At 67.4% G+C, this 23,046-nt stretch carries 19 protein-coding genes; 5 read left to right on the top strand and 14 right to left on the bottom strand.

Annotated elements, in window-relative coordinates; genetic code table 11:
- Positions 1–15: 15 nt before the first annotated feature.
- Positions 16–180 (bottom strand): hypothetical protein, encoded by a 165-nt coding sequence (locus tag SLG_RS21600; protein WP_158512667.1) that lies wholly within the window; start codon positions 178–180, stop codon positions 16–18.
- Here SLG_RS21600 and SLG_RS03155 point away from each other — a divergent pair.
- Positions 179–994 carry a hypothetical protein gene (locus SLG_RS03155; RefSeq protein WP_148276472.1) on the top strand — a complete coding sequence of 272 codons (816 nt, stop codon included), beginning with the start codon at positions 179–181 and terminating at the stop codon, positions 992–994. The two genes, SLG_RS21600 and SLG_RS03155, sit on opposite strands and share 2 nt — an antisense overlap.
- A 179-nt stretch (positions 995–1,173) precedes the next feature.
- Here SLG_RS03155 and SLG_RS03160 read toward each other — a convergent pair whose 3' ends face one another.
- Both SLG_RS03160 and SLG_RS03165 read right to left on the bottom strand, forming a co-directional pair.
- On the bottom strand, positions 1,174–3,696 hold the full coding sequence (locus SLG_RS03160; RefSeq protein WP_014074970.1) for an ABC transporter permease: 2,523 nt from the start codon (positions 3,694–3,696) through the stop codon (positions 1,174–1,176).
- Positions 3,693–4,382: an ABC transporter ATP-binding protein gene (locus SLG_RS03165; protein ID WP_014074971.1), complete on the bottom strand. Its 690-nt coding sequence runs from the start codon at positions 4,380–4,382 to the stop codon at positions 3,693–3,695. Before SLG_RS03165 ends, SLG_RS03160 begins: the two co-directional genes overlap by 4 nt.
- Between SLG_RS03165 and SLG_RS03170 the strand changes: the two genes are divergently transcribed.
- Entirely contained in the window at positions 4,381–5,115 is a 735-nt protein-coding gene (locus SLG_RS03170; protein WP_041392492.1) for an arylesterase, read from the top strand. The two genes, SLG_RS03165 and SLG_RS03170, sit on opposite strands and share 2 nt — an antisense overlap.
- 130 nt (positions 5,116–5,245) lie before the next feature.
- Entirely contained in the window at positions 5,246–6,109 is an 864-nt protein-coding gene (locus tag SLG_RS03175; protein ID WP_014074973.1) for an amidohydrolase family protein, read from the top strand.
- Positions 6,110–6,141: 32 nt separating this feature from the next.
- Here SLG_RS03175 and SLG_RS03180 read toward each other — a convergent pair whose 3' ends face one another.
- From SLG_RS03180 to SLG_RS03225, 10 genes are all read right to left on the bottom strand, one after another.
- Positions 6,142–6,777, bottom strand: a complete 636-nt coding sequence (locus tag SLG_RS03180) for an O-methyltransferase (protein ID WP_014074974.1) — start codon at positions 6,775–6,777, stop codon at positions 6,142–6,144.
- Between the two features lie 93 nt (positions 6,778–6,870).
- Positions 6,871–7,716, bottom strand: a complete 846-nt coding sequence (locus SLG_RS03185; RefSeq protein ID WP_014074975.1) for an HAD-IIA family hydrolase — start codon at positions 7,714–7,716, stop codon at positions 6,871–6,873.
- A 59-nt stretch (positions 7,717–7,775) separates the two neighbouring features.
- On the bottom strand, positions 7,776–9,242 hold the full coding sequence (locus SLG_RS03190; protein WP_014074976.1) for a biotin carboxyl carrier protein: 1,467 nt from the start codon (positions 9,240–9,242) through the stop codon (positions 7,776–7,778).
- A gap of 3 nt (positions 9,243–9,245) precedes the next feature.
- The gene (locus SLG_RS03195) at positions 9,246–10,610 is read right to left on the bottom strand and encodes an acetyl-CoA carboxylase biotin carboxylase subunit (RefSeq protein WP_014074977.1); all 1,365 of its coding nucleotides are present in this window, start codon (positions 10,608–10,610) and stop codon (positions 9,246–9,248) included.
- 156 nt (positions 10,611–10,766) lie between these two features.
- Positions 10,767–11,252 carry an acetyl-CoA carboxylase biotin carboxyl carrier protein gene (gene accB, locus SLG_RS03200; protein ID WP_014074978.1) on the bottom strand — a complete coding sequence of 162 codons (486 nt, stop codon included), beginning with the start codon at positions 11,250–11,252 and terminating at the stop codon, positions 10,767–10,769.
- Between the two features lies 1 nt (position 11,253).
- Positions 11,254–12,297, bottom strand: a complete 1,044-nt coding sequence (locus SLG_RS03205; protein ID WP_014074979.1) for a PEP/pyruvate-binding domain-containing protein — start codon at positions 12,295–12,297, stop codon at positions 11,254–11,256.
- 43 nt (positions 12,298–12,340) lie between these two features.
- The gene (locus SLG_RS03210; RefSeq protein WP_014074980.1) at positions 12,341–14,179 is read right to left on the bottom strand and encodes a PEP-utilizing enzyme; all 1,839 of its coding nucleotides are present in this window, start codon (positions 14,177–14,179) and stop codon (positions 12,341–12,343) included.
- A gap of 222 nt (positions 14,180–14,401) precedes the next feature.
- Complete coding sequence (locus SLG_RS03215; protein ID WP_014074981.1) at positions 14,402–15,367, bottom strand: helix-turn-helix domain-containing protein; 966 nt, start codon at positions 15,365–15,367, stop codon at positions 14,402–14,404.
- Positions 15,368–15,438: 71 nt separating this feature from the next.
- A complete protein-coding gene (locus tag SLG_RS03220) occupies positions 15,439–16,926 on the bottom strand; it encodes an MFS transporter (RefSeq protein ID WP_014074982.1) in 1,488 nt (495 codons plus the stop codon).
- A 128-nt stretch (positions 16,927–17,054) separates the two neighbouring features.
- A complete protein-coding gene (locus SLG_RS03225; RefSeq protein ID WP_014074983.1) occupies positions 17,055–17,450 on the bottom strand; it encodes a cupin domain-containing protein in 396 nt (131 codons plus the stop codon).
- 127 nt (positions 17,451–17,577) lie between these two features.
- Here SLG_RS03225 and SLG_RS03230 point away from each other — a divergent pair, with 127 nt between their 5' ends.
- Together SLG_RS03230 and SLG_RS03235 are read left to right on the top strand one after the other, a co-directional pair.
- Positions 17,578–18,480, top strand: a complete 903-nt coding sequence (locus tag SLG_RS03230) for a CmcJ/NvfI family oxidoreductase (RefSeq protein WP_014074984.1) — start codon at positions 17,578–17,580, stop codon at positions 18,478–18,480.
- Between the two features lie 99 nt (positions 18,481–18,579).
- A complete protein-coding gene (locus tag SLG_RS03235; protein WP_014074985.1) occupies positions 18,580–19,077 on the top strand; it encodes a MarR family winged helix-turn-helix transcriptional regulator in 498 nt (165 codons plus the stop codon).
- Between the two features lie 76 nt (positions 19,078–19,153).
- Here the strand turns inward: SLG_RS03235 and SLG_RS03240 are convergent, their stop codons facing one another.
- The gene (locus tag SLG_RS03240; RefSeq protein WP_014074986.1) at positions 19,154–22,354 is read right to left on the bottom strand and encodes a TonB-dependent receptor plug domain-containing protein; all 3,201 of its coding nucleotides are present in this window, start codon (positions 22,352–22,354) and stop codon (positions 19,154–19,156) included.
- Positions 22,355–23,046: the final 692 nt, after the last annotated feature.

The following is a 23,046-nucleotide window of genomic DNA, read 5'->3' on the forward strand; positions in this document are numbered from 1 at the left end:
TTGGTCCGCCACAACTTACATTTGGCTTTGTGACGGATCGGAAGAAGCGGCGTTAGCTTTCTTCTGGTCTTTATCGGTGTCTTTCGGACTCGACTCTTTCGCCGGTTTATGCGGCTTAGGTGGCGTGCTGAGCATCCGGCGCAGCACGTCATCTTCTTGCTGTTGATCGGTGTGTGTCATGGCTTCCCGCTTCGATGAAATAGTTAAACCGTCACTACTCAAGATCGATCGGGCAAAGCATCACGTCAACCAGCTTGCTAGCTGCATCGATTCCTACCTCGCAAAAAATCCTTTTCGTCTCGTCATCGTTGGGAATGCAAAAACCTTGGAGAAGGCCCATTCCATCGAACAGCAAATGCCCTTCCCTGATGAAATTTCGCTGTGTCTCGGTGACGCTGTCCACAACCTTCGGAGCGCTCTCGATATTTTGATGTTCTCCATGATCGGAAGTCGCGCCAAGCGCCCTGAGGGCGTGCAGTTCCCTTTCGCGTGGAAGAAGGACAGCCTTGTATCCACCATGACGAATAGAGAGACAGAGCTTGCCGGAAAAGAGGTCGTCGCTGAAATTGAGGCTATGGAGCCTTACCCAGGCGGAAGTGAGTGGTTCCACGGCCTTCACGCTCTCGATATCACAGACAAACACAAGCTCATCATTCCGGTCGGTTCGAGCGGGACTATGACAACGCTTGAGTTCAGCGTACTTTTTGGAGGCGCTGTGGATGCAAATTTCCCCAGCACTCAAATTGTAATGATGCAGGGAACGACTCTTATCCAGCGCTATCACGGCAGTAGGGCTCAATACACTGCACAAAACGGCCGTTTCCGTGCCGGAAAATATGAAAGCGATAAACAACCCACCTTCCAGATATGCTTTGGTGAGGGCCAACCCTTTGACGGGAGGCCTATCATTCCCATAATGGTCGCTCTCACGGGCGAAGTGGAGCGGGCAACTTTGAAACTCGCGGGAATTTTCATCGCCCATCCTCCCGCCTAAGAAAGCTGGATGAACTCCATAAGCTAGCGCCGGCCTGTCGGGCGCCGACATAGCAGGATCAGTCTGCTTTGTCATCTATATCACTCCCGATCCAGTCCGGGACGACGAACGAAAAGGACTGAAAAAGCGCGCCTCCGGCTCCCTCAAAGGCCGCGAATCCGGCCCCGCAATCTGGGCCCCTACAGCTGCCTCAGCGCGCTTGCCGGCCGGACCGACATCAGGGGCACCGAGCCGGCGAGCCCAATGCCGAGCGTGAGCAGGGCGCCGCCGCCCAGCGTCAGCAGCACCACGCCCCAATCGGGCGCCCAGCCGAATTCGAAGACCTGCACGATCACGAACCAGGCCGCGCCCATGCCGAGCAGCAGCGAGACGCCGGCCAGCATCGCCGCGAGCAGGCCATATTCGAGCGCCTGCGCACCCAGCACCTGACCGCGCGTGGCGCCCAGCATCTTGAGGATCACGCTGTCATAGCTGCGGCTCTGGCGCGAGGCGGCGATGGCGCCGACCAGCACCGCGATTCCGGCGAGGATGGTGATCGACGCCGCCGTCAGGATGGCGCTCGCCATCTGGTCGAGGATGCCGCTGATCTGTTCGATCATCTCGCCCACCGCGATCACGGAGACGCCGGGAAAGGCGCCCAAAAGCGCCTGCGTCATCGCATTTTCCCGTCCGGGCGGCATGGTGATCGTCGCGGTGAGGCTGTGCGGCGCGGATGCGAGGCCGCTGGGCGAGAAGACGAGGACGTAATTGAACCCCATCGTGTCCCAGTTGATGCGCCGCAGCGAGGCGATGCGCGCCTCGATCTCGCGGCCGAGCACGCTCACGACCATCGTGTCGCCGACGCCCACGCCGAGCGCGCGCGCCTGCTCCTCGTCGAGCGAAAGCAGCGGCGGCCCGGCATAATCGGCGGGCCACCATTGGCCTTCCACCAGCTCGCTGCCTTCCGGAAGGGTGGCGCTGTACGTCACGCCGCGCTCGCCGCGCAGGATCCAGGCGCCGTCCGGCCGGGTCTCCAGGTCCGCGACGCGCTGACCACCATAAGCCACCACGGTTCCGCGCAGCGAGGGCACGATGTTGAGCGTGGCGTCCGACGCCCGTTCAGCGACGATCCTGCGGAAATCGGCCTCGCCGGTCGAGGGCAGGTCGAGCACGAAGAGATTGGGCGCCTTGCGCGGTACGGTGCGCTCGATTTCCGCGTCGAGGCTGGTCTGGATGCCGGCAAGCGTGACGAACAGGGTGAGCGCGAGGCCGAGCGCGACGACCAGCGCCGATGTCTGCGCGCCCGGACGATAGAGATTGGCGACGGCCAGTCGCAGCAGCGGCCTGCGCGGGCGGCGCAGGCGCCGGGCAATCCGGCTGATGGCCTGGCCAAGCAGCAGCAGGAGCAGGAGCACGGCGGCCGTCGCCCCCAGCACCGCCGCGGAAAAGAGCGGCTCGCGCGCGGTGCCGAGCGCGATGGCGACGAGCGCCGCCAGCGCACCGCCGACCAGCAGCAGGGTGCGCCTGTCCCGCGTGCGCGGCGGATCGACCAGCGCGCGCAGGATCGCGGCGACCGGCTCGGTGCGCGCGCGAGCAAGCGGGGGCAGGGTGAAGATCAGTGCGACCAGCATGCCATAGGCCGCGCTGGTGACCAGCGGCAGCGGATGAAGCCGGAAGCCCGGCTGCACCGGCAGCACGTCGCCCGCCAGCGCCACCACCAGCGGCGGCACCAGCGCGCCGACGCCCAGCCCCAGCAGGATCGCCACCGTCGCGACGGCGCCGATCTGGAGCAGATAGATGCGCTCGATATCCGCCGAGGTGGCGCCCAGCACCTTGAGCGTCGCGAGGCTGCCGCGCCGCAGCGCGAGATAGGACGCCACGCCGTTGCTCACGCCGATGCCGGCGATGATGAGCGCGGTGAGGCCGATCAGCGAAAGGAACTGGCCCATGCGATCGATGAAGCGGTTGGTGCCCGGCGCCGCGCGGTCGCGGTCCTTATATTCCCAGCCTTCGGAGGCGTAGCGCTGCTCAAGTTCCTTGCGCAGCGCGGCGGCATCTGCGCCTTCGGGCAGGCGGATGCGATATTTGCTCTGGAAGAGACTGCCCGGCTGGATGAGGCCAGTGCGCCGCAATCCCTCCATGGAGACGATGGCGACCGGCCCGAGCGTGAAGCCTTCACCCACCCGGTCCGGCTCGTCCGCGATGATGCCGGCGACGGTGAAATCAGCATCCCCATAGCGCAGCCTGTCCCCGGTGCGGATGATCAGCCGTTCGGCCAGCGCCGGGCCGATGAGGATGCGGTCCGCCGGCAGCGGCGCATAGCGTCCGGCTGCCAGCGTCAATGTGCCATAGAGCGGATAGCGCCCGTCGACGCCCTTGAGTTCGGTCAGCACGCTCTCCGGCGCGCCGGGCGCGGCAGGGCCGAGGCGCCGGGCCATGGCGCGCATGCGGATGGTCTCGCTCAGCGTGCCGAGCGCGCGCAGGGCGGCCTTGTCCGTCTCGCCCAGTTCGCGCTGGCTCATCTCCACTTCGATGTCGCCGCCCAGGATGCTTTGCCCGCGCTCGGCAATCTCGCCGGTGATCGCGGCGGTCAGGCTGCCGATCGCCGCCAGCGTCGCCACGCCGAGAAACAGGCAGATGAACAGGAGGCGCAGGCCGCGAAAGCCACCGCTCAGGTCCCGGCGCGCCATGCGCCAGGCAGTGCGCCAGGGCAGCGCGGTCACGCGCGCCGCTCGGCGATCACGCGCCCGTCGCGCATTTCCAGAATGCGGTCGCAGCGCGCCGCGAGCCCCGGATCATGAGTGATGATGAGAAGGGTCGCGCCCGTCGCCTGCTGGCGGCCGAACAGCAGCTCGACTACGGCGGCGCCGGTGGCGGCATCGAGATTGCCGGTCGGTTCGTCCGCGAAGAGGATGGCGGGGCCCGGCGCCATGGCGCGGGCAATGGCGACGCGCTGCTGCTCGCCGCCGGAAAGCTGGGCGGGATAATGGTCGAGCCGATGCCCGAGCCCCACGGCGTGCAGTTCCTCGCCCGCTCGGCCGAAGGCGTCGTCATGCCCGGCCAGCTCCAGCGGCACTGCGACATTCTCCAGCGCCGTCATCGTCGGCAGGAGGTGGAAGGATTGCAGTACGATGCCGATGCGGCCGCGCCGGGCGCGGGCAAGCGCGTCCTCGTCCAGCGCGCCGAAATCGGTGCCGGCCACGCTCACCGTGCCGCCGCTGGCGCGCTCGAGGCCGGAGAGCACCGCCATCAGCGATGACTTGCCCGATCCCGATGCGCCCAGGATGGCGAGGCTTTCCCCGTTCACGATGTCGAGGTCTATGCCTTTCAGGATTTCAGTGGCGCCAAGGGAAAGGGTGACATCGCGCGCGCGGATCGCGATAGTGGTGGGCGCGGCGGTGGCATGCATGGAAAGGACGGTCTCCTTGACCTTTAAGTTTCGACAATATGGGGTATCTTTTCTGCTTGTCCACTTGGCAGTGGGCTGTTCGCCTTCCCAGCCGTCGCCCGAGGACGCGCCGGTCACCAATGCCGCCGCGGCCGCGGGCAACGTCGCGGCACCGGCGGGCGCGCCGGTGGAGGATGCCAGGCTGGTCGTCGTGTTCGGCGACAGCCTCTATGCGGGCTATCAGCTCGAGCGAGAGGAAGGCTTCGCCCCGGCGCTGGAGCGTGATCTTGCCGCGCGGGGCATCGCTGCGCGCGTGGTCAATGCCGGCGTCTCGGGCGATACGAGCGCGGGCGGGCGCGGGCGCCTCGCCTTCGTGCTGGATGGATTGCCGCGCAAGCCCGATCTCGTGGTCGTCGGGCTCGGCGGGAACGACATGCTGCGCGGGCTCGATCCCGAGCAGACGCGCGCCAATCTGGAAGCGATCCTCACGGACCTGAAGGCGCGGGGCATTCGCGCCATGCTGACCGGCATGCTGGCCGCGCCCAACATGGGCAGCGATTATGCCGCGCGCTTCAACGCCATCTATCCGGATCTCGCGCGCGCGTTCGACGTGCCGCTCTATCCCTTCTTCCTCGATGGCGTGATCGGCGATCGGGCCCTGATGCTGGCGGACGGCATTCACCCCAATGCGCAGGGCGTGACCGCCGTGACCGGCCGCGTGGCACCGCTGGTCGTGCAGGCGCTGGGCGACTGACAGGGGCCGGCCGGGCGGCAAGGGTCCGCGGACCCTTGTCGAAGGCCGGTGCTGTCAAGCGATCCTGCCAGTCTGTGCAAGTGGCGGTCCCCGGCTTCGTCCAGACATGGGCAGAGTCAAGGGAGGCAGGATGGGCGAGCGCGGAACCACGGACAATGGCGGATCGGACGCGCCCTTCGTCGATAGCCATGCCCATATCTTCCTGCAGGACATGCCCCTCAGCAGCGAGGCATGGACGCAGATCGACTATGGCTTCACAGCCGAGGACCTGCTCGCGCTGATGGACGCGCATGGCGTGCATTTCGCCGTCATTTCGGGCCTCAGCATTTCCGGCTTCTACAATGACTATATGATCCGGGCTCTGCGGCGGTACCGGCGGTTGCGCGGCACGGCCATCGTCCCGCCGGAGACCGATCTCTACGCGCTGGAGAGGATGAACGCCGACGGGATCGTGGGCATCCGCCTCCAGCTCGCACGGCAGGAGCAGCTGCCGGACCTGCGCGGCGACGCCTATCGCATGCTGTTCCGCCGCGTGCGCGATCTTGGCTGGCATGTCCATGTCGCCATCGAGGGCCCTTGCCTGCGCGCCGTGCTGGAACCGTTGCTCGAAACGGGCGTCAATATCGTGGTCGATCATTTCGGCCATCCCGATCCGGCCGATCCGCTGGGCTGCGACGGGCAGCGCGCGATGCTGGAAGCGGTCGATCGCGGCCATACATGGGTCAAGATGTCGGGCGGGTTCCGCCTGCCGGGCACCGATGCCTGGCGCACCGATCCGGATGGCGACATCGATTCGATCGCGCAGCTCGTCGCCGGGTCGCTGCTTGGCCGCGTGGGCCCGGACCGGCTGCTCTGGGGCAGCGATGCGCCGTTCGTGGGCTATGAGCGGCGCGTGACGTACGGCCGGGTGCTTGCGAGCTTCCGCGACTGGGTGCCCGATCCACTGATGCGGGCGGAAATCTCCCGCACGGCGCTGCGCCTCTATTTCTCCTGAGCTCCCACCGCCCGGGCCGTCCCCGCCGCTCTTCAGAGCCGGGGATTGCCCGGGCTCCACCGGACACTGAGCTCGATGCCCTGGCCGATGGGGAGGAGCATCGTCTGGAGGTCGCTCCGGGCGCGGACTGCCTCGCGATAGTCCCACACGGAGGCGCGGGCGGAGGCCGGCTCGATCATGTTGTCCGCCGCGATCAGCGCTTCCTCGGCGAGCTTGGGGTAGAGGGCCTCGAAGCAGGGCCGGTAGGCATCCTTCCAGATATCCAGCAGCACGAAATCGAACGGTCCCGGATCGGCCTCGATCATCGCTACCGCATCCCCCGCGCGGAAATCCACGAAGGCCGCGAGGCCGGCGCGTTCCAGCTGCTCCCGGGCATGGTCCTGCTTGTAGGCGGCGAGATCCATGGAGATGACGCGCGCGCCCGTCCGGCGCGCGGCATCGGCGAGGAAAAGCGTCGAATAGCCGTAGCTGGTGCCGAGCTCCAGGATGCGCGCGGGCCTGCGCCCCAGCACCAGCGCGTGGAGCAGCGCGGCCGCTTCCGGGCCGACCGGCAGCAGCAGGTCGTCGCGTGCGCGCGCGCCGTTGCCGGGCGCCCGCTCGGCGGCGATGCGTGCTTCATAGTCCGCGAAGACCGCGCGGACGGCTGGATCGTCGAAGATCATGGCCATGCCTCTCCCGTTTTCTTGCGAGCGCCATGGTCCCTCAAGTCGCGGGCTTATGCCAGCGGGAATGCGCTCGGGCCGTCCGCCCGGGCGTCCGCCTCAGCCCAGCAGGCCGAGCGCCCGCAGTTCGCCGAGCCCGTCGATGATGCGGTGCGGCCGGCGCTCGGGCGGCTGGGCGGCCCATTCCTGGGCGCTGGTCGTTCCGGTGGTGACGCCGATGCCCATGGCGCCGCCGGCGCGGGCCATCTCCGTCTCGACCTTGGGATCATCGCCGATCACTGCGATGCTTTCCATCGGCACGCCGAGCCTCGCGGCGACGAAGTTCATCGCGTGGAGCGAAGGCTTGCCAGTGAGTTCCGGCTCCTTGCCGGTCACGCGAGCGATGGCCCCGCCGATCGCGCAGCTATAGCCGAAGGCCCGGCCGCTCTGGGACGCGAAGAAGGGTACGTCGGACGCGGAGAACAGCGCCGCCCCCGCGAGCACGGCCTCGCAGGCGGCATGGATGTCCGGCATCGCGCAGTCGGGATGCCAGGCGACATAGACGGCGTCGGCGCTGGTCGCGCCGTCCTCGCCCGGCCGCACGGTGGCGATGCCCTCGCCGGTCAGCGCGTCGACCACGCCCTGCGTGCCGAGCACGAGCACGCGCCCGAAGCCCCGCTCGCGGAACACATGGCCCGCCACGCTGTTCGGCGTGAAGAGATGCGAATCGGGGATCGGCAGGCCCAGCGCGCGCAGGCGCGGCCCCTGCTGGGCGGCCGGATAGGCGCTGCCATTGGTGAGCGCGAGGAAGGGGAAGCCGCTGGCCTCCAGCTCGCTCAGCAGTTCCACCGCGCCGGGCAGCAGCTTGTAGCCGCCCAGATTGCGGTCGCTCAGGATGAGCGTGCCGTCGAGGTCGAACATGATGCCCTGGGCGGGCCGCAGCGTTTCGGTGAAGGGGGCGGTCATCGCGATGGTCCTTTTCGGGCAGCAGCCAGCCTCTCCCTGGTAAAGGGGGAGGCGGTCAGTCAGCCATGGCTTTCCAGTTCCAGCCGGAAGCCGGCCTTCTCCACGCTCACCCGGTCGATGTCCGTCCGGGCCAGCAGCTTGCGGATCAGCGCCATGGCCGGGCGGAGTGTCGGGTCGTAATGGCGCGGCGCGGGACCGGCGGCCTGCATCGCGTCCACCTGCCCGGCGGGCATGGTCGCGCGCAGCAGGAATTCCTCGTCCGGCAGATGGGTGCCGATGCGCTTGCGCAGGTCCGGCAGGTCGGCCATGCCGGGCTCGGCGGCGAGTTCCTTCGTGCGCGGCAGGGCCATGATCCGGTCGAGCACATTGGGGGCGATGGGCTGGTTGGGGCGGCCGAACCGGCCGATCGCATAGCGGATCACTTCGTCCGGGATCACGCTGTAGCGCTCTGTCCCGGTCACGTTCATCACCGCCTGCGTCATCACCATCTGGGCGAAGGGCGTCATCACGATCGGCCAGCCCAGCTCCTCGCGCACGCGGCCCAGCTCCTCCACCACGGCGCCTTCCAGATGCGGCACGCGATGGTCGGCCAGATGCCGCCGCATGGTGCCGACCATGCCGCCGGGCAACTGGTGCTGGAGATAGGCCGCATCGAAGGGCATGGGCGCACCGGTCGGCAGTCCCTCGGCCTGCGCGAGATCGGTGAAGTAGCGCCCGGCCTCCGCCAGCGCCGCGTCATCGATGTCGACGCTGTGGCCGAGCGCGCGCAGATTGGCGACCACGCGCTCGAGCGGCGGATTGGATGTGCCGTCGCCCAGCCCGCCGGATGCGCCCTGCAGTGCCTCCACGCCGAGCCCGGCGGCCTCATAATAGCTCTGCTCGCCCAGGCCGATGGTGCAATGGGCGTGGAGTTCCAGCGGCTTGTCGCCGATCACGGCGAGGATCGCGGGGATGAGCGTCCGCGCGCGCTGGGGCGAGAGCAGCCCGCCCGGATCCTTGATGTAGAGCGCGTCGATATCCGGGCTGGCCGCCATCGTCGCGGCGGCCTGCGCATAATGGGCATCGTCATGAATGGGGCTCAGCGTGAAGACCAGCGCGCCGACCACATAGGCATCGCCGTCGCGCTTGATCATCCGCGCCACCTGCACATTGGCCTCGGCATCGTTCATCGGATCGGCGAGGGCGAAGCGGCCGATGCCGTTCTTCATGAGCGTGGCGAAGGCCAGCGCCATGAAGTCCGGGCTCGCCGTCTCCCAGGCAATGAAGCGGAAGCCGGTGGAGAGGAACTGCAGCGGCGTGGTGGGGCAGGCCTGCTTCATCAGCCGGATGCGCTCCCACGGGTCCTCCTGCTTGTAGCGCACCGCCACGCCCATATGCGTCGACGTGGTGAAGTCGATCGCTTTGAAGCCGACGCGTTCCAGCACCGGCGCGATGGAGAGAGTGCGGGCGGTGTCCACGCCGAGCGCCCCCCACAGACACTGGTTGCCGTCGCGCAGCGACGTTTCGACGAGCTTGATGTCTGCCATGGTTCAGGTCTCTGTGCGCTCCGCCTGCCGGGCGGCGCGGCGGGCGAGGAAGCCGGTATCGACGCCGCCCGCCGCGAAATCGGGGTCGGCCAGTATCTCTGCCTGAAAGCGAAGGTTCGTCGAGACGCCTTCGATGCGGGTTTCACGCAGCGCCGCCTGCAGCCGCGCCAGCGCGGTGGCGCGGTCCGGCCCGTGGGCGATGACCTTGGCGATCATCGAATCGTAGAATGGCGGGATCTTCGCGCCGTCCACGATATGGGTGTCGACGCGGATGCCCTCGCCGGCGGGCCAGTGCGCCCGGCTGACCGTGCCGGGGCTGGGCATGAAGTCGCGGGCCGGGTCCTCGGCATTGATGCGGCATTCGATGGCGGCGCCGTCGATGGCGACGTCGCCCTGCGCGAGGCGCAGGCCCTGCCCGTCGGCAATGGCGATCTGCTCGGCGATCAGGTCCACGCCCGTCACCATCTCGCTGACCGGATGCTCGACCTGGATGCGGGCATTCATCTCGAGGAAGTAGAATTGCTCGCGCGCCATGTCGTAGAGGAACTCGACGGTGCCGGCGCCGCGATAGTCAAGCCGCGCGGCGAAGCGCATCGCCGCCTCGTGCATGGCCGCGCGCGCCGCGTCCGGCACGCGGGGCGCGGGCGTTTCCTCCACCAGCTTCTGATAGCGCCGCTGCACCGAGCAGTCGCGCTCGCCCAGATGGATCACCTTGCCCGCGCCGTCGCCCAGTACCTGCACCTCGACATGGCGGCCCTGGGAGACATAACGTTCGAGATAGACGCGTGCATCGCCGAAGGCGGCGCCGGCCTCGGCCGATGCCATGTCCATGGTCGCGGCGAGATCGTCCAGATCCTCGACCAGCTTCATGCCGCGCCCGCCGCCGCCGCCCACTGCCTTGATGAGCAGCGGCGCGCCGATCCCGGCCGCCAGCGCCTGCGCTTCGGCGAGGCTGTCCACCGGGCCGCCGGGCACCACCGGCACATCGGCGGCGATCGCTTCGGCGCGGGCGCGCAGCTTGTCGCCCACCGCCTCGATCTGCGCGGCGGTGGGGCCGATGAAGATCACCCCTTCCGCTTCGCACAGGCTGGCGAGCGCTGCCCGCTCGGAGAGGAAGCCATAGCCGGGATGGATCGCGTCGCAGCCCGATCCGAGCGCGGCCTGCACGATGGTCTCGACGCGCAGATAGCTCTCGCCGGGCCGCGCCGGGCCAATGCACAGCGCGCGCGTCGCCATCCGCGCGCCGAGCGAATCGCGATCGGCCTCGGAGACGGCGAGAACCGTCTCCAGCCCCAGCGAGTGGGCAGTGCGGATGATGCGCACCGCGATCTCGCCGCGATTGGCGATGAGGATCCGGCGGATGGTCATGAGAGGTTCTGGAATGAGCCGGCTCCCCCTACGTTCGCCGTCATCCCCGCGAACGCGGGGATCCAGTCGCCGTGGCAGGAAATGATCTCATGACCGAAGCTGGATTCCCGCCTGCGCGGGAATAACGGATTACCATCAGGAACAGGCATCTCCGCCTCAGGCGTCCGGCCGCACGAGCATCAGCACTTCGCCATGCTCCACCAGCTCGCCATTGCGGCCGATGATCTCGACGACTTCGCCGCTGACCCCGGCGGAGACGGAGTTCATGAGCTTCATCACCTCGATGATGCCGATCACCGTTTCCGTGTCGACGCGGCTGCCGACATCCACGAAGGGCGCTTCGCCGGGCTTGGGGGCGTGGTAGAAGATGCCGAGCAGCGGTGCGTTGATTTCCACCAGTCCCGCCTCGCGCTCCGGGCGAGCGGCAGCGGGCGGTGGCGCCGCCGGGGCGGGGGCTGGTGCCGGCGCGCTTTCCGCAGGCGATGCGGGCGCGGCGCCGGTTGCGCGCGCCGGTCGCGTCGCGCCCGCGCCGCCGCGCTCCAGCTCCAGCCTGATGCCGTCCATTTCAAGGCTCAGCCGGTCGAACGTCGAGCCTTCGAGGAGCTTCATGATCTCCTCGACATCCTTTGCCGTGAGGCTCATCTTATCTGCGTCCCCCGAAAATCGTCATGACATGCTTGAGCGGGTCGTCGATCACTGGTGCCACCGGCTTCTGTTCCTTGGCCGACCAGACCGTTTCCGGCCGGCTCTGCAGCAGCAGCAACGCGCCGCTCTTGTCGATGGCCCACTCGATGTCCTGCGCGCGGCCATAATGTTTCTCGATCCGGCGGCCGACGCCGCGCAGGGCCTGAAGCTCCTCGTCGGAGAGGCAGGGCGTCTTGCGCAGCTCTGCCGGCACGTCTTCGTCGACAATGCCGCCGCCCGCCGCGGGCACTTGCCGGATATGCTTGTCCGAGATGTCGCGCACGCTGATCTCGCCGGTGATCTTGCCCATCACCCAGCGATCGGGCGTCACTTCGCCGGATACGACCGCGCTCCCCAGGCCCCAGGCGCCCTCGATGGTGATGACCGACTTGTCGCCAGTGGTGGGCGAGCGCGTGAACATCACGCCCGCCGTCCGCGCGTCGACCATGGTCTGCACGACCACCGCCATCGCCACGCCGTCCTCGGGCAGGCCGTGCTTGCGGCGATAGCAGATCGATTCCACCGAATAGAGGCTGCCCCAGCATTCGCGCACGCGGTGGATGGCGTCCTGCGCGTCGGGCACCCACAGGAACGTGTCCTGCAGGCCGGCGAAGCTTGCATCCTCCGCGTCCTCGGTGGTCGCCGAGGATCGCACGGCGACGGTGAGCGCGGGATTGTCCTTCGCCAGCGTGGCATGCGCCTCGAGGATTGCGGTTTCCACCATGGCGGGCAGCGGCTCGTTCTCCACGCGGACGCGCAGACTGCGCGAGATCCGCGACACCGTGTCGAGATCGTTCGGGTCGAGCGTTTCCACCAGCGCGCGCACCGGGGAGGATCGTTCGAGCGCATCGAGGAACAGCTCGAAGGCCTGCGTCGTCACCACGAAGCCCGGTGGCACGTCGATGCCGGCATGGGTCAGCTCGCCAAGGCTGGCGCCCTTGCCGCCCACGGTGGGCCGATCGGTGATCCACAGGTCGGGGAACCAGGAGACGGCGGCCGTCATGCGCGCGCCGCCCGGGCGGGAGTGGAAAGGCCGGGCAGTGCCATCATGCGTCCTCCAGAACCCGTTCTTCTTCCAGGATCGTCACGGTGCCGCGCCCGCCATCCACGCGGATGCGCTGCCCGTCCTTGATCTTCTGGGTGGCCGAGCCGGTGCCGACCACTGCGGGCAGGCCATATTCGCGCGCCACGATCGCCATGTGGCTCATCGATCCGCCGATGTCGGAGACGGCCGCCGCTATCTTCTGGAAGATCGGCGCCCAGGTCGGGTTGGTGACCTGGCAGACGAGGATGTCGCCCTGCTGCAGCCGGTTGATCTCCTCGACGGACCGGACCACTCGCGCGGTGCCTTCCACCACGCCGCTCGACGCCGCGAAGCCCTTGAGCTCGTTGCTGTCCCCCTCGCCGTCGGACAGCCAGACGTCGAGGCTCTCGCGCGTGATGCCCCAGAGCATGACGATCGCCGGATCGTCGATCACGTCCGGCACCTGGCCGAGCGCGGGCGGCACCACATGGCCCGCCCATGCCTTGATCGCGGCCTTGCGCTCGGCGACCTTCGCCGGCCAGACGCGCGGCCCGATCGGGTCCGAGCCGCTGGACCAGGCGAGCATCAGGTCGATGATCGCGCTTTCCAGCTCATAATGGGTGAGGTTGAAGACATCCTCTTCCTTCTCCCAGAAGCCATGGTCCCGCAGCAGCGCGCCGAACTCGCGGATCTTGTTGAAGAAGAGATTGGTGTACCAGTGCTCGCAGTAGAATTTGTGGCCTTCCACATAAGGGAAGACGCGGTGGGCGAGCGTGATGAGCTGGTCGTAGGTCGCCCGGTCCTCGTCGGTGTCGAGCAGGTCGCGATAATCCGCGATGAGCGCCTGCCGCTCCTCGATCAGCCGTTCCATCGGCCGCTCGATCGCGGCGCCGGCCTTCACCTTGGCGATGTAGCCCGGCAGCGCCGCGAAGGGCATGGACAGGTCATCGTTCCATGAGCGGTGATAATGGTAGAAGCCGTCGCCGACATTCACGTTGAACCACGGGTTGCGGCTCGTCTCCAGCTCCCGCAGCCAGGCCTTGCCGTTATCGCCGAGCTGGTCGAGCGCCGTGAGCACGTCCTCGATCACCATGCCGTCGTGGAACCTGTCGTCCACGCCCAGTTCCACCGCGCGGCGGGCGAGGCGCTTCACTTCCTCGTCGGGCCTGAAGATCTCGGCTTCCATGCCCGCCACCATGCGGCTGATCGCCTGATCGCTGATCTCCGGGAAGGCCTTCTTGCAGAAGTCGAAGAAGGTCAGATAGGCGCCATAGCCGAGCAGCAGGAACTCGAAATGATGGTGCCACATGCGGAAATAGCCCTCGAGCGTCTTCCGATATGTGTCGATGAGGTCGTGGTTCGCCGCCACGCCCTTGCCCGTGTGCGTCGTCTCGATGGGTTCAAGGTCGGGCAGTGACGGCTTGGAGAGCGCCTGCGCGTCCGCGATCAGCGCCTTCATCTTCTCCTTCCACTGGGCATAGAGGTCTTCCCAGTGCTCGTAATAATAGAAGGCGCGCTGCTGGAATTCCTTCGCGCGCGCCTCGATCTCGGCGGGGTCGGTGACGGCCACGCCGCCGATGAACACCCGGCCGTTGATGATGCGGTGATCGATGCCCTTGGTGGTGGGCAGCACATGCACGCGGGTGTTGAAGCTGCCGAGCGCGCAATAGGCCGCTTCCGCCGTGATCATGTCGAAATGATGCATCGGCTCGGGGAAATGCATGCTGTTGTAGAACCAGAAGCGCTCGTCGTCGCCGTCATGGAACTGGCAGTAATAGGGATAGGCGGCCTGGGCTGCCTCGGTGCCCGGCACGATTTCCAGCGAGCTGGGCAGGGGGAAGCCCTTGGTCGGTTCGCTCATGGCAGTCCTCTCATATGCTCTTTTCCGCGCCGTCCGCCGGCCGAATCCGCGAGGGATCGACCGGCAGCGCCGCGGGATCGTTGAGGAACCTAACCATGTGCGCTGCGCGCCCCAAGGATTTGCGCGCAAGCGCATCAGGACAAAAACGCAGCGCTGCAGTCTTGTTGACCGCATTTCATTTCCGCATGGATTTCCCGGCCCGGGGGAAGGCGCGGCGCGGCGCTATTGCGCGCGGTGGCGTTCGCGCCAGTCCTTGGGCGTCATGCCGAAGCGCTTGCGGAAGAGCCGGGTGAAATAGCCCGGGTCGAGGAAACCGCAGCGGAACGCGATGTCGCCGAGCGAGAGGCCGCCTGCCCGGGGATCGGCAAGCAGGTTGCTGGCCCGGTCGAGCCGGGTTGCGTTCAGTTCGCGCACGAAGCTGGTGCCCGATCCGGCGAGCAAGGCCTGCAGGTAGCGGCGCGAGATGCCGAGGTCGCCGGCGATCCGGTCCGGCGAGAGTTCCGGGTCGGCATGGTCGGTCTCGATGCGGCGCAGGATCTGCCGGGCGAGCTGGCCGCGATGGCGGCTCGGGGCAGGCTCGTGGAAGCCGGTGGCGAGCGTCAGCAGCGCGCCGACCTGCTCGGCGATGAGCGGGCGGGGGAGGGGGCTTTCGTCGATGCCCGCGACCATCGTCTCCAGCAGGCTGCCGAGCGGCGCCCCCCAGCCTTCGCAGGCGGAGATCGGCCGGGCGAGCAGCGCCTCGGGGTCCGGCAGATATTTCTCCAGCCAGCCCTGCGGCATCATGAGGTCGATCGCCTCGTGCGCGGTGTCCATCTCCATCTGGTAGAAGCGGGTATTGTCGAGCAGCACGAACTGCCCCGGCGCCACGGTGAAGCGCTTGCCCTGCATGCTGGTATCGAGCGCGCCGCGCCGGGCATAGACGAGCTGGATGGACGGCGTTGCCCGCCCCGCGCTGCCGTCCGTCCCGCAATGGACGACGCGCTGCGCCGGGGCATGGAGCTGGAGCAGCCTGAGCTGGCCGACGCCATGGCTGGTCCACTGCGCGGCGAAATGATCGGTGTCGAACACGGTCACGTCGATGGGCGCGATGGTGCTCGCGGCCCAGTCGCGCCACTGGTGGATCGCCTCGCTGCGCGCAAGGCCGCTGGAACTCCAGCTATGGTCGTCCTGGCTTGGTTGCGCCTGCATGTCAGGGGCCCTCTCCGGCTTCCTGAGGGCAAGTCTATGCCCCGGGGCGCCCGGGCGCAAGCGCGCGGCGCTCAGGCGGTCTCCCCGCGCTCCGGGTCGCCGATCGCGGGCCGGCCCCGGCGCACCCGCCCGGTCAGCTCCGCGCCTGCGTCCCGGGGGAGCCGCGCGAACAGTGGCGCCGCGCAGGCGGCCATGGCGGCGAGAATCAGGATCGCCAGCCGGAAGTCAGGCAGGCTCGGCGCATCGGCCTGGCCGGCAAGGAGACCGAGCAGCGCCGCCGCACCGGAAATGGCGACGGCCTGTGCCAGCGAATTGCTGAGGCTGCCGAGCACGGTGGCGCCGCCGATCTCGCTTTGCGGCATGTCGGCGAAGCGCAGCGGCATCAAGGCGGTGAAGAGGATGGAGCGCGCCATCCCCACGCCGATCATGATCGCGAAGAGCAGCCAGAACGGCATGCCCGGCGGCAGCGCGGCGCAGACCAGCAGGGAGACCGCGAGGCTGATCGAGCCGCTGACGAGCGCCGTGCGAAAGCCCAGCCGGCGCAGCGCGCGCGAAGCGATCGTCTTGAGCGCGAGGTCACCGGCATTCTGCGCCAGCAGCAGCATGCCCGCCTGGAAAGGCGTGAGGGCAAGGCCGATCTGTAGCATCAAGGGCAGGGTGAAGCTCATAGCCATGAAAGGGATGCGCACGAAATTGCCCGCGCCGATGGTTGCGGCGAAGAAGCAGGGGTGCCGCAGCGGCGTGAGCGGCACGATGGGGTGCGGCGCGGTTCGCGCATGGCGCCATGCAAGGAAGCCGAACCCGGTGGCCGCCACCAGCAGCGCAGCGCCGATCCGGGGGCCGTTGCCGCCCTGGCCGAACCGGTCCATCGCGCCGATGAAGGCGCACAGGAAGCCTGCCGTCACCGCGAAGCCGCGCAGGTCGAAAGGCGTGCGCGCGGCGGCGGGGATGCGCGGGATGAAGCGTAGCGCGGCGGCCAGCGCCAGCAGGCCGGTCGGCACGTTGAGGAAGAAGATCCAGCGCCAGTCCACGAAGGTGGTGATGAACCCGCCCAGCGGCGGCCCCAGCACCGGCGCGACCAGCGCGGGCGTCGAGCTGATCGTCATCGCCGTCACCAGATAATGGCGGGGCGTGATGGTGAGCTGCACGATGTTGCCAACGGGAATCATCAGCGAGGCGAAGGCCGCCTGCGAGACGCGCGCCGCGAGGAACAGGGTGAGGTCGGGCGAGAAGCCGGCACCGACCGAGGACAGCGTGAAGCCGACGATGGCGGTGAGGAACACGCGGCGCGAGCCGAAGCGCTCGCCGATCCAGCGGCTCAGCGGCTGCAGCGCGGCGGAGACGAGGATGTAGATGGTGATCGTCGTGCTCAGGGTCGTCGCCGGCACGCCGAAATCGGCGCCCATGCGCGGCAGGGCAGTGATGAGCGTCGTGCTGTCGATGCCTACCATGAACATCGTGCCGGCCAGCACGATGGCGGTCGCGCGGGCCCGGGCCAGCGCCGCGCGCTCTTCTGCGCGCTGCGTTTCGCTGGTCGAGACGTCATCCGGCATGCTCATATCCTGCCGCTCATGGCAGGCGCGGCGCGCGCGGCCAAGCCGCGAGGCGGATATCCGGTCAGGATGCCGGGCAGTGAAATGCGGCGCTGCCGGCGGTCATGCGCCGCCGGCAGCGCGATGTCGCGAACTCACTCGGTCGTGCGGCCGTCAAAATGCTCATGGGCCTGCTGCGCGTCGGCGCAGCTCTTGTGGACGGTCCCGTCGAGATGTTCCGGCGGCCCGTAGATGGTGTAGAGCTTGAGCGGCTCCGTGCCGGTGCAGATGACATTGTGCCGCGCGCCCTGCGGCACGATCACGCCGTCATCGGCCTTCACCTTGTGGCACACGCCGTCGATCCAGACTTCGCCTTCGCCCGCCTCGAAGCGGAAGAACTGGTCGCGATCGTCATGCACTTCCTCGCCGATCTCCTCGCCCGGCCGGATGGCCATGACCACGAGCTGGAGATTGTGGCCGGTGTAGAGCACGCGGCGGAAATCCTCGTTCTCCTCGGTCGCCTTCTCGATGTCGTCGACATATCCCTTCATGCGAAATCCCCTTCATTTGTCATGGACCCGGCCGATATCGGGTCGCGCACCGACACCCGCAACAGGCGTTTGTGAGGATATCCGCCTTTGGCTATGATCGCGCGACAAGCAGAGTGAAGGAGAGAGCATGGCCGTCCGGCAGATCGACATCGAGGAGAGCGTGCGCAGTGTCGAGGCGGCGCTGAACTATCTGCTGCCCGGTCCGGACATCAACCGGCGGTTCGTTTCGGCGGGCGTCGAGGTGAATACCGGGCGCTACGGGCCCTTCGTCACCACCATTCGCGACGGGCGCGCCATTCGCGATCATTTCTCCTTCGACCGGCAGGGCTTCCGCCTCCTCGATGCGCCGACGCAGGTGCGCGATTTCTCGGATACGGCGGAGATCGACCGCGTCTATCCCGCCGAGGTGGAGGGCTATGTGCGCGAGGCCTTCGGCGCCGATCTGGTCGTGCCGATGGGCTGGATGATCCGCACGTCCGGCGAGGTCGCCAGCCGCCAGAAGAAGAGGGACCAGCCCTATCGGCACCAGGGCGGCGTCCAGCCCCCGGCGGGCGAAGTCCATGTCGACACAGAGCCCAGCCGGCAGCTTGCCGCCGCCCGCCGGACTTATGATCGCGTCCGTCCGGGCGGGCCGGGCTTTCGCCGCTTCATCATCTCCAGCTTCTGGCGCACTTTCTCGCCGCCGCCGCAGGATTGCCCGCTGGCGCTGTGTGACGCGCGCAGCGTCAGCGATGACGAAGGCACGCCCAATGTCCTCTGGGTGGTCGACGAGATTCCGCAGGGCGATGCGATGTTCGCGCCGATGGACGATGACGGCCAGATGGCGGCGGCGATCTTCCGCCACAATCCGGCGCATCGCTGGTGGTATTTCTCGGGCATGACGCGGGACGAGGCGCTGCTCTTCAAGTTCCACGACAGCGATCGCAGCGTCGGCTGGCGCACGCCGCACACCGCTTTCTGGGACGACAGCCTGCCCGGCGCCCATCCGCGCGAAAGCATCGAGCTGCGCAGCATCGCGTTCTTCGAATGACGGGGGCAGGATCATTCGTTGTTCGACACAATAGTTGATATTATCCACTCTATCCGCCAAGAGAGCGGCTCGGGCAACGCGAGCGAAAGACGGGACGACATGAGCGAGAATGCGCAGGCGAGGGACGCGGCGGCGATTGCCGAGCGGATGAACTGGGGCCCGCTCTCGAGCGCGGTCGGCACCAATGTGCGCCTGTTGCGCAACGAGCTGGTGACCCGGATCGTCGAGGCCTACGCGCCCTTCGACCTTCGCTCCGGCGCCTTGTCGGTGATGGTGCTCATCCGGGGCAATCCGGGCTGTTCCCAGTCCGAGCTCGCCCGGGAAGTCGCCATGGACGATTCCGCGATGGTGGCGATCATCGACGAGCTGGAACAGCGGGGGCTGGCGCGCCGCACCCGTTCCACGACCGATCGCCGCCGCAACAGCCTCAGCCTCACGCCGGAAGGCGAGGCGCTGATGACGGAGATGGTCGGGTGCGGCACGGCTGTCGAGCGCCCGATCCGCGACGAACTGAGCGCGGTGGAGCTGGAGACGCTCATCGCGCTCCTCCGGCGCGCTTATGGTGCCCTGATGGCGGCACCGCGCGACAGGGCCTGATTCCCGCACGGCGGGCGAGGCAAAAAAGAAGGCCTCCCCGAGGGGAGGCCGGCAAGGGAGGAGGGGGCGCTCGCCTTCAGAACTTGAAGTTGGCGCCAATGGCGAAGCGACGGCCGATCAGGTCGTAATCCTGGCCGGCGGCGGTGGAACTGGGCGCGCCCAGCGCGCCGCCGCGCAACTCGCCATTCGCGGCGTTCGGCGCGGTGTTGTAGTTGATGAGCGGCGGCGCCTTGTCGAACAGATTGTCGATGCCGAAGCGGATCGTCGCATTGCGCGTGATCGAGATGCTGCCGTTCAGGTGGAAGAGATCATAAGCCGGCGCGCCGAAGAGGGTGGTGTCCGGGTTGGTCGCCGCGGCCGAGGCCCGGGTCGCCGGCAGATGCGACCATTGCAGGGCGATGCGGACGCTGTCGAGCGCATAGCTGAAGGTGTTGAACAGCTTCCACCGATAGGCGCCGCCCGCGTTCAGGCCGTTCTGGACCGTGCCCAGCGTCCCGGCGAACTCGTCCATCGGGTTGGTCGGGAAGTTCGCGGACTTGAGCGAGATCAGGTAATTGAAGACGGTCGTGATGCCGAACCGGCCCGGAAGGCCGATGCCCGCATCCTGCAGGTCGATCGTCCAGTCGAGCTGGGTATCCACGCCCGAGGTCTTGATGCGGCCGAAATTCTGGTACTGGCCGACGAGATTGCCGATGGTACCGATGCCGACATTGCGCACCACTGCCTCGCACGCCGCGCTGTTCGGGTCGAGTGTCGGGTTGAACGCCACGTCGAAGCATTTCTGCTGGATGAAGTCCCCGGTCTCCGCGCCGATCGCGTCGTCGATCTGGATGTTGTAGTAATCGACCGAGAGGCGCATCCCGCTGAGCCAGGGGGATTGCACCGGCGAGGCGATCACGGCGCCCACCGTCCAGGTCTTCGCGATTTCCGGCTTGATGGCGAGATTGCCGGTGGAGGTCGCGAAGCCGGTCGTCGCGCCCGAGACCTGCGTGCCGCTGTAGAACTGGTCGGCCGTCGTCGGGTCGATCGCGTTCATCAGCGTTTCGCACAGCGCGCGCACGGCGGCACGGTTGGTGGTGTTGGCGGGGCCGGCACCATAAGCCAGCAGATTGTTGGTGCTGGAGCAGGCATCGCCGCGATTGAGGCTCACGAAGGATTGCTGCGGGGCCTGGAACAGCTCGGCGATATTGGGCGCGCGCACCGCCCGGTTGTAGCCGCCGCGCACGCGCAGCCAGTCGGTGACTTCCCAGTCCGCCATCGCTTTCCAGGTGAAGGCATTGCCGGTCGTGTCATAGTCGGAGGTGCGGGCGCCGAGCTCCAGCTCCAGCTTGCGGATGAGCGGCAGGTCGGAGAGCAGCGGCACCAGCAGCTCGCCATAGAGCTCCTTGACCGTGATCGAGCCCTTCGAGTTGCCGCTCGGATAAAGGCCCGCCACCTGGTCGAGGAAGGACTGGCCCTGCGTGGAAAGCGTATCATTGGTGAAGGTGAAGCGGTTGCGCCGGTAGGATGCGCCGACCGCCGCGCGCAGGTCGCCTGCCGGCAATGCCACCAGCGAGCCCTGTGCATTCGCTTCCCAGTTGGTCTGCTGCATCACCGAGCGGGACTTCACGTCCGCCGAGATGGCGTCGAGGCAGTCCTGGCTGGTGGCGATGTTGTCGAAGGGGTTGAGGCCGCTCGTGCAGGTCGCGCGGGACGCGCCGAAGCCGCCCTGGCTCTGATTGCCCTGCGCGGAGAAGCCGGCACCCCAGTTGGGCGCGGTGATGACCGTGCGATAGCGCTCCAGCGAGACGAAGCCGGAGGAGAGGAAGCTGGTCTCGGATTCGCCCTGCGAGCCGGAAATGTCCCAGGTCCAGTCGGTGCCCGGCACCCGGCCTTCCAGCGCGACGAGCATCTGGTAGGTATAGACGTCCGCATTCACGGAGCGAGGCACGTCGAGCGGATACTGGTTGAGCTGCCAGTCGCAATTGGCGGCCGATCCGGGGACCAGCGGACTGGCTTCCGGGCAATTGAGGTTCGCCAGCGCCTGTGCGGAGGTGCCGGGCGCGGGCGTGCGGCTGGCGAGGATGGCGCGCAGCTCGGCGGGCACCTCGTGCGTGATGGGGATGTTGGCGCTCCAGCCGTTCACGGCGCCCGCGCGCTGCTGGATGGTGCGGGTGGAGGTCTTGTTGAAATAGCCCTGTGCGGTCAGGCTCACCCAGTCGGTGATCTCGAAATTGCCGCGCGCGTAGAGATTGAAGCGGTTGAGCGGCAGGACGAGCTGGTCCTCGAGGAAATTCTCGCCGAGGAAGCCGAGGCTGTTCTCCTTGAACCCCGGCCCGTAGGCCCCCGCATAGCGATAGGCCCCGGCCCGGGTCGCGAAATTGTTGATGCCGCCGAAGACGGTCCCGTTGGTGTTGAACCAAAGCGTGCCGGTCGTCGGATAATTGGGGAACTGCGCCACGTTCCGGCCGGAGAAGATGCTGTTCATCACGGCTTGCGAGGGTCGGTTCACGCCCGGGATGTAGCTGGGATAATCGGAGAAGTTCTGGTTTCCGACGGTGTCGGGGTCCGAATAGAAATCGCGGAACCACTTGCGGTCGACCCGCTTGGACGACGAGCGGTCGTTGGTTTCCATCGCGATGCTGATGTTGCCCCGGCCATCGGCGAAGTCGGTGCCCATGATGCCGTTGATGGTATATTCCTGCCCGTCGCCGCGCTGGGAAATGCCCATCCGGCCATCGAGCTGCAGGCCCTGGAAATTCTTCTTCAGGATGAAGTTGACGACGCCGCCCACTGCGTCCGCGCCATAGGTTGCCGATGCGCCGCCGGTGATGATCTCGACGCGCTCGATCGCGGCCGAGGGAATGGAATTGATGTCCACCACCATGTTGGCGTTGCCCGGCGTCGCGCGGCGTCCGTCGAGCAGCACGAGATTGCGATTGGCGCCAAGGCCCCGCAGCGAGACGCTGGCCGCGCCGGGCGTGTTGGTGGCGGTCGCCTGGATGTCGCCGCCCAGCGCCGGCGTCTGGGCCGGGGTGAATTGCGGCAGCTTGTTGAGGCTGGTCTCGATGGCCGCGGACGTGGAGGTCTCCAGCAGCTCCGAGCCCACGGTGACGATCGGGCTGTTCGCTGAATAGTCCCGCCGCGCGATGCGCGAGCCGGTGATGACGATGGCTTCGTTTTGCCCGGCGGTGTCGGCCTGCGCTTCCTGCGGTTCCTGCGCCAGTGCCGGCGCGGCGAAAATGGCGCTGGCGGACATCGTGCCGGTCAGCAGCAGTGCGCGCAATTCACGTCTCATGATCGTCTCTCCCTCTGTTCTCGTTCGGACTCTTGTTCCGTGACCGGCCGGCACATGCGCCGGCCGGCCCGATCATGCCGGGAAGGATGAGGGGGAAATGGCTTTGGAAACCGGAGGATCGAGCGGTCGGGCAGGGGACTCGCCCCGGCGCCGTCCGCATGGTTCACGCGGAATGAATATGCCTCGCCGCCGGGTTCCGGTGCCGTCCTCTCCTTCGGGCTACAATCGTTGATAACCTCAATTTTTGCGATGTCGTATCGTTGCTCAGGATGACTGTCCAGCCCGGGGCCGGCATGCGCCCGGGTCGCCGGCCGGCATGGGTCGGCCACAGTGGGACAGAAGCGTTCAATGGTCAGGACGATTGTGTCGGGCGCCTGCCGCCGGGGCACGGAATCCCTAGGAACCCTGCGGGATAAGCACGCCCGCCCGGCTTTGAGAGGCTATTTCATCGCATGAAATGCGCAGCGGGCCCGGATGGCCTTCCATCGGGAAGCGCAGGCGCAGGCTTGCCCGTCCCGTATGGTGCCCTACGCGGTGAGGACGAATTCCAAGGCCATCGCGGCGTACCCTATCGCGTCATTCACGAATATCTCGTCATCACTTTGACGAACTGGTCTATTTTCCCGGCCTCGCGGGCTTGCTTAAGCGTGGTCATCATGCGATTCTAACGGAACCGGTGGGCCATGTCGCAC

The organism is Sphingobium sp. SYK-6 (assembly GCF_000283515.1).
Lineage (GTDB): Bacteria > Pseudomonadota > Alphaproteobacteria > Sphingomonadales > Sphingomonadaceae > Sphingobium > Sphingobium lignivorans.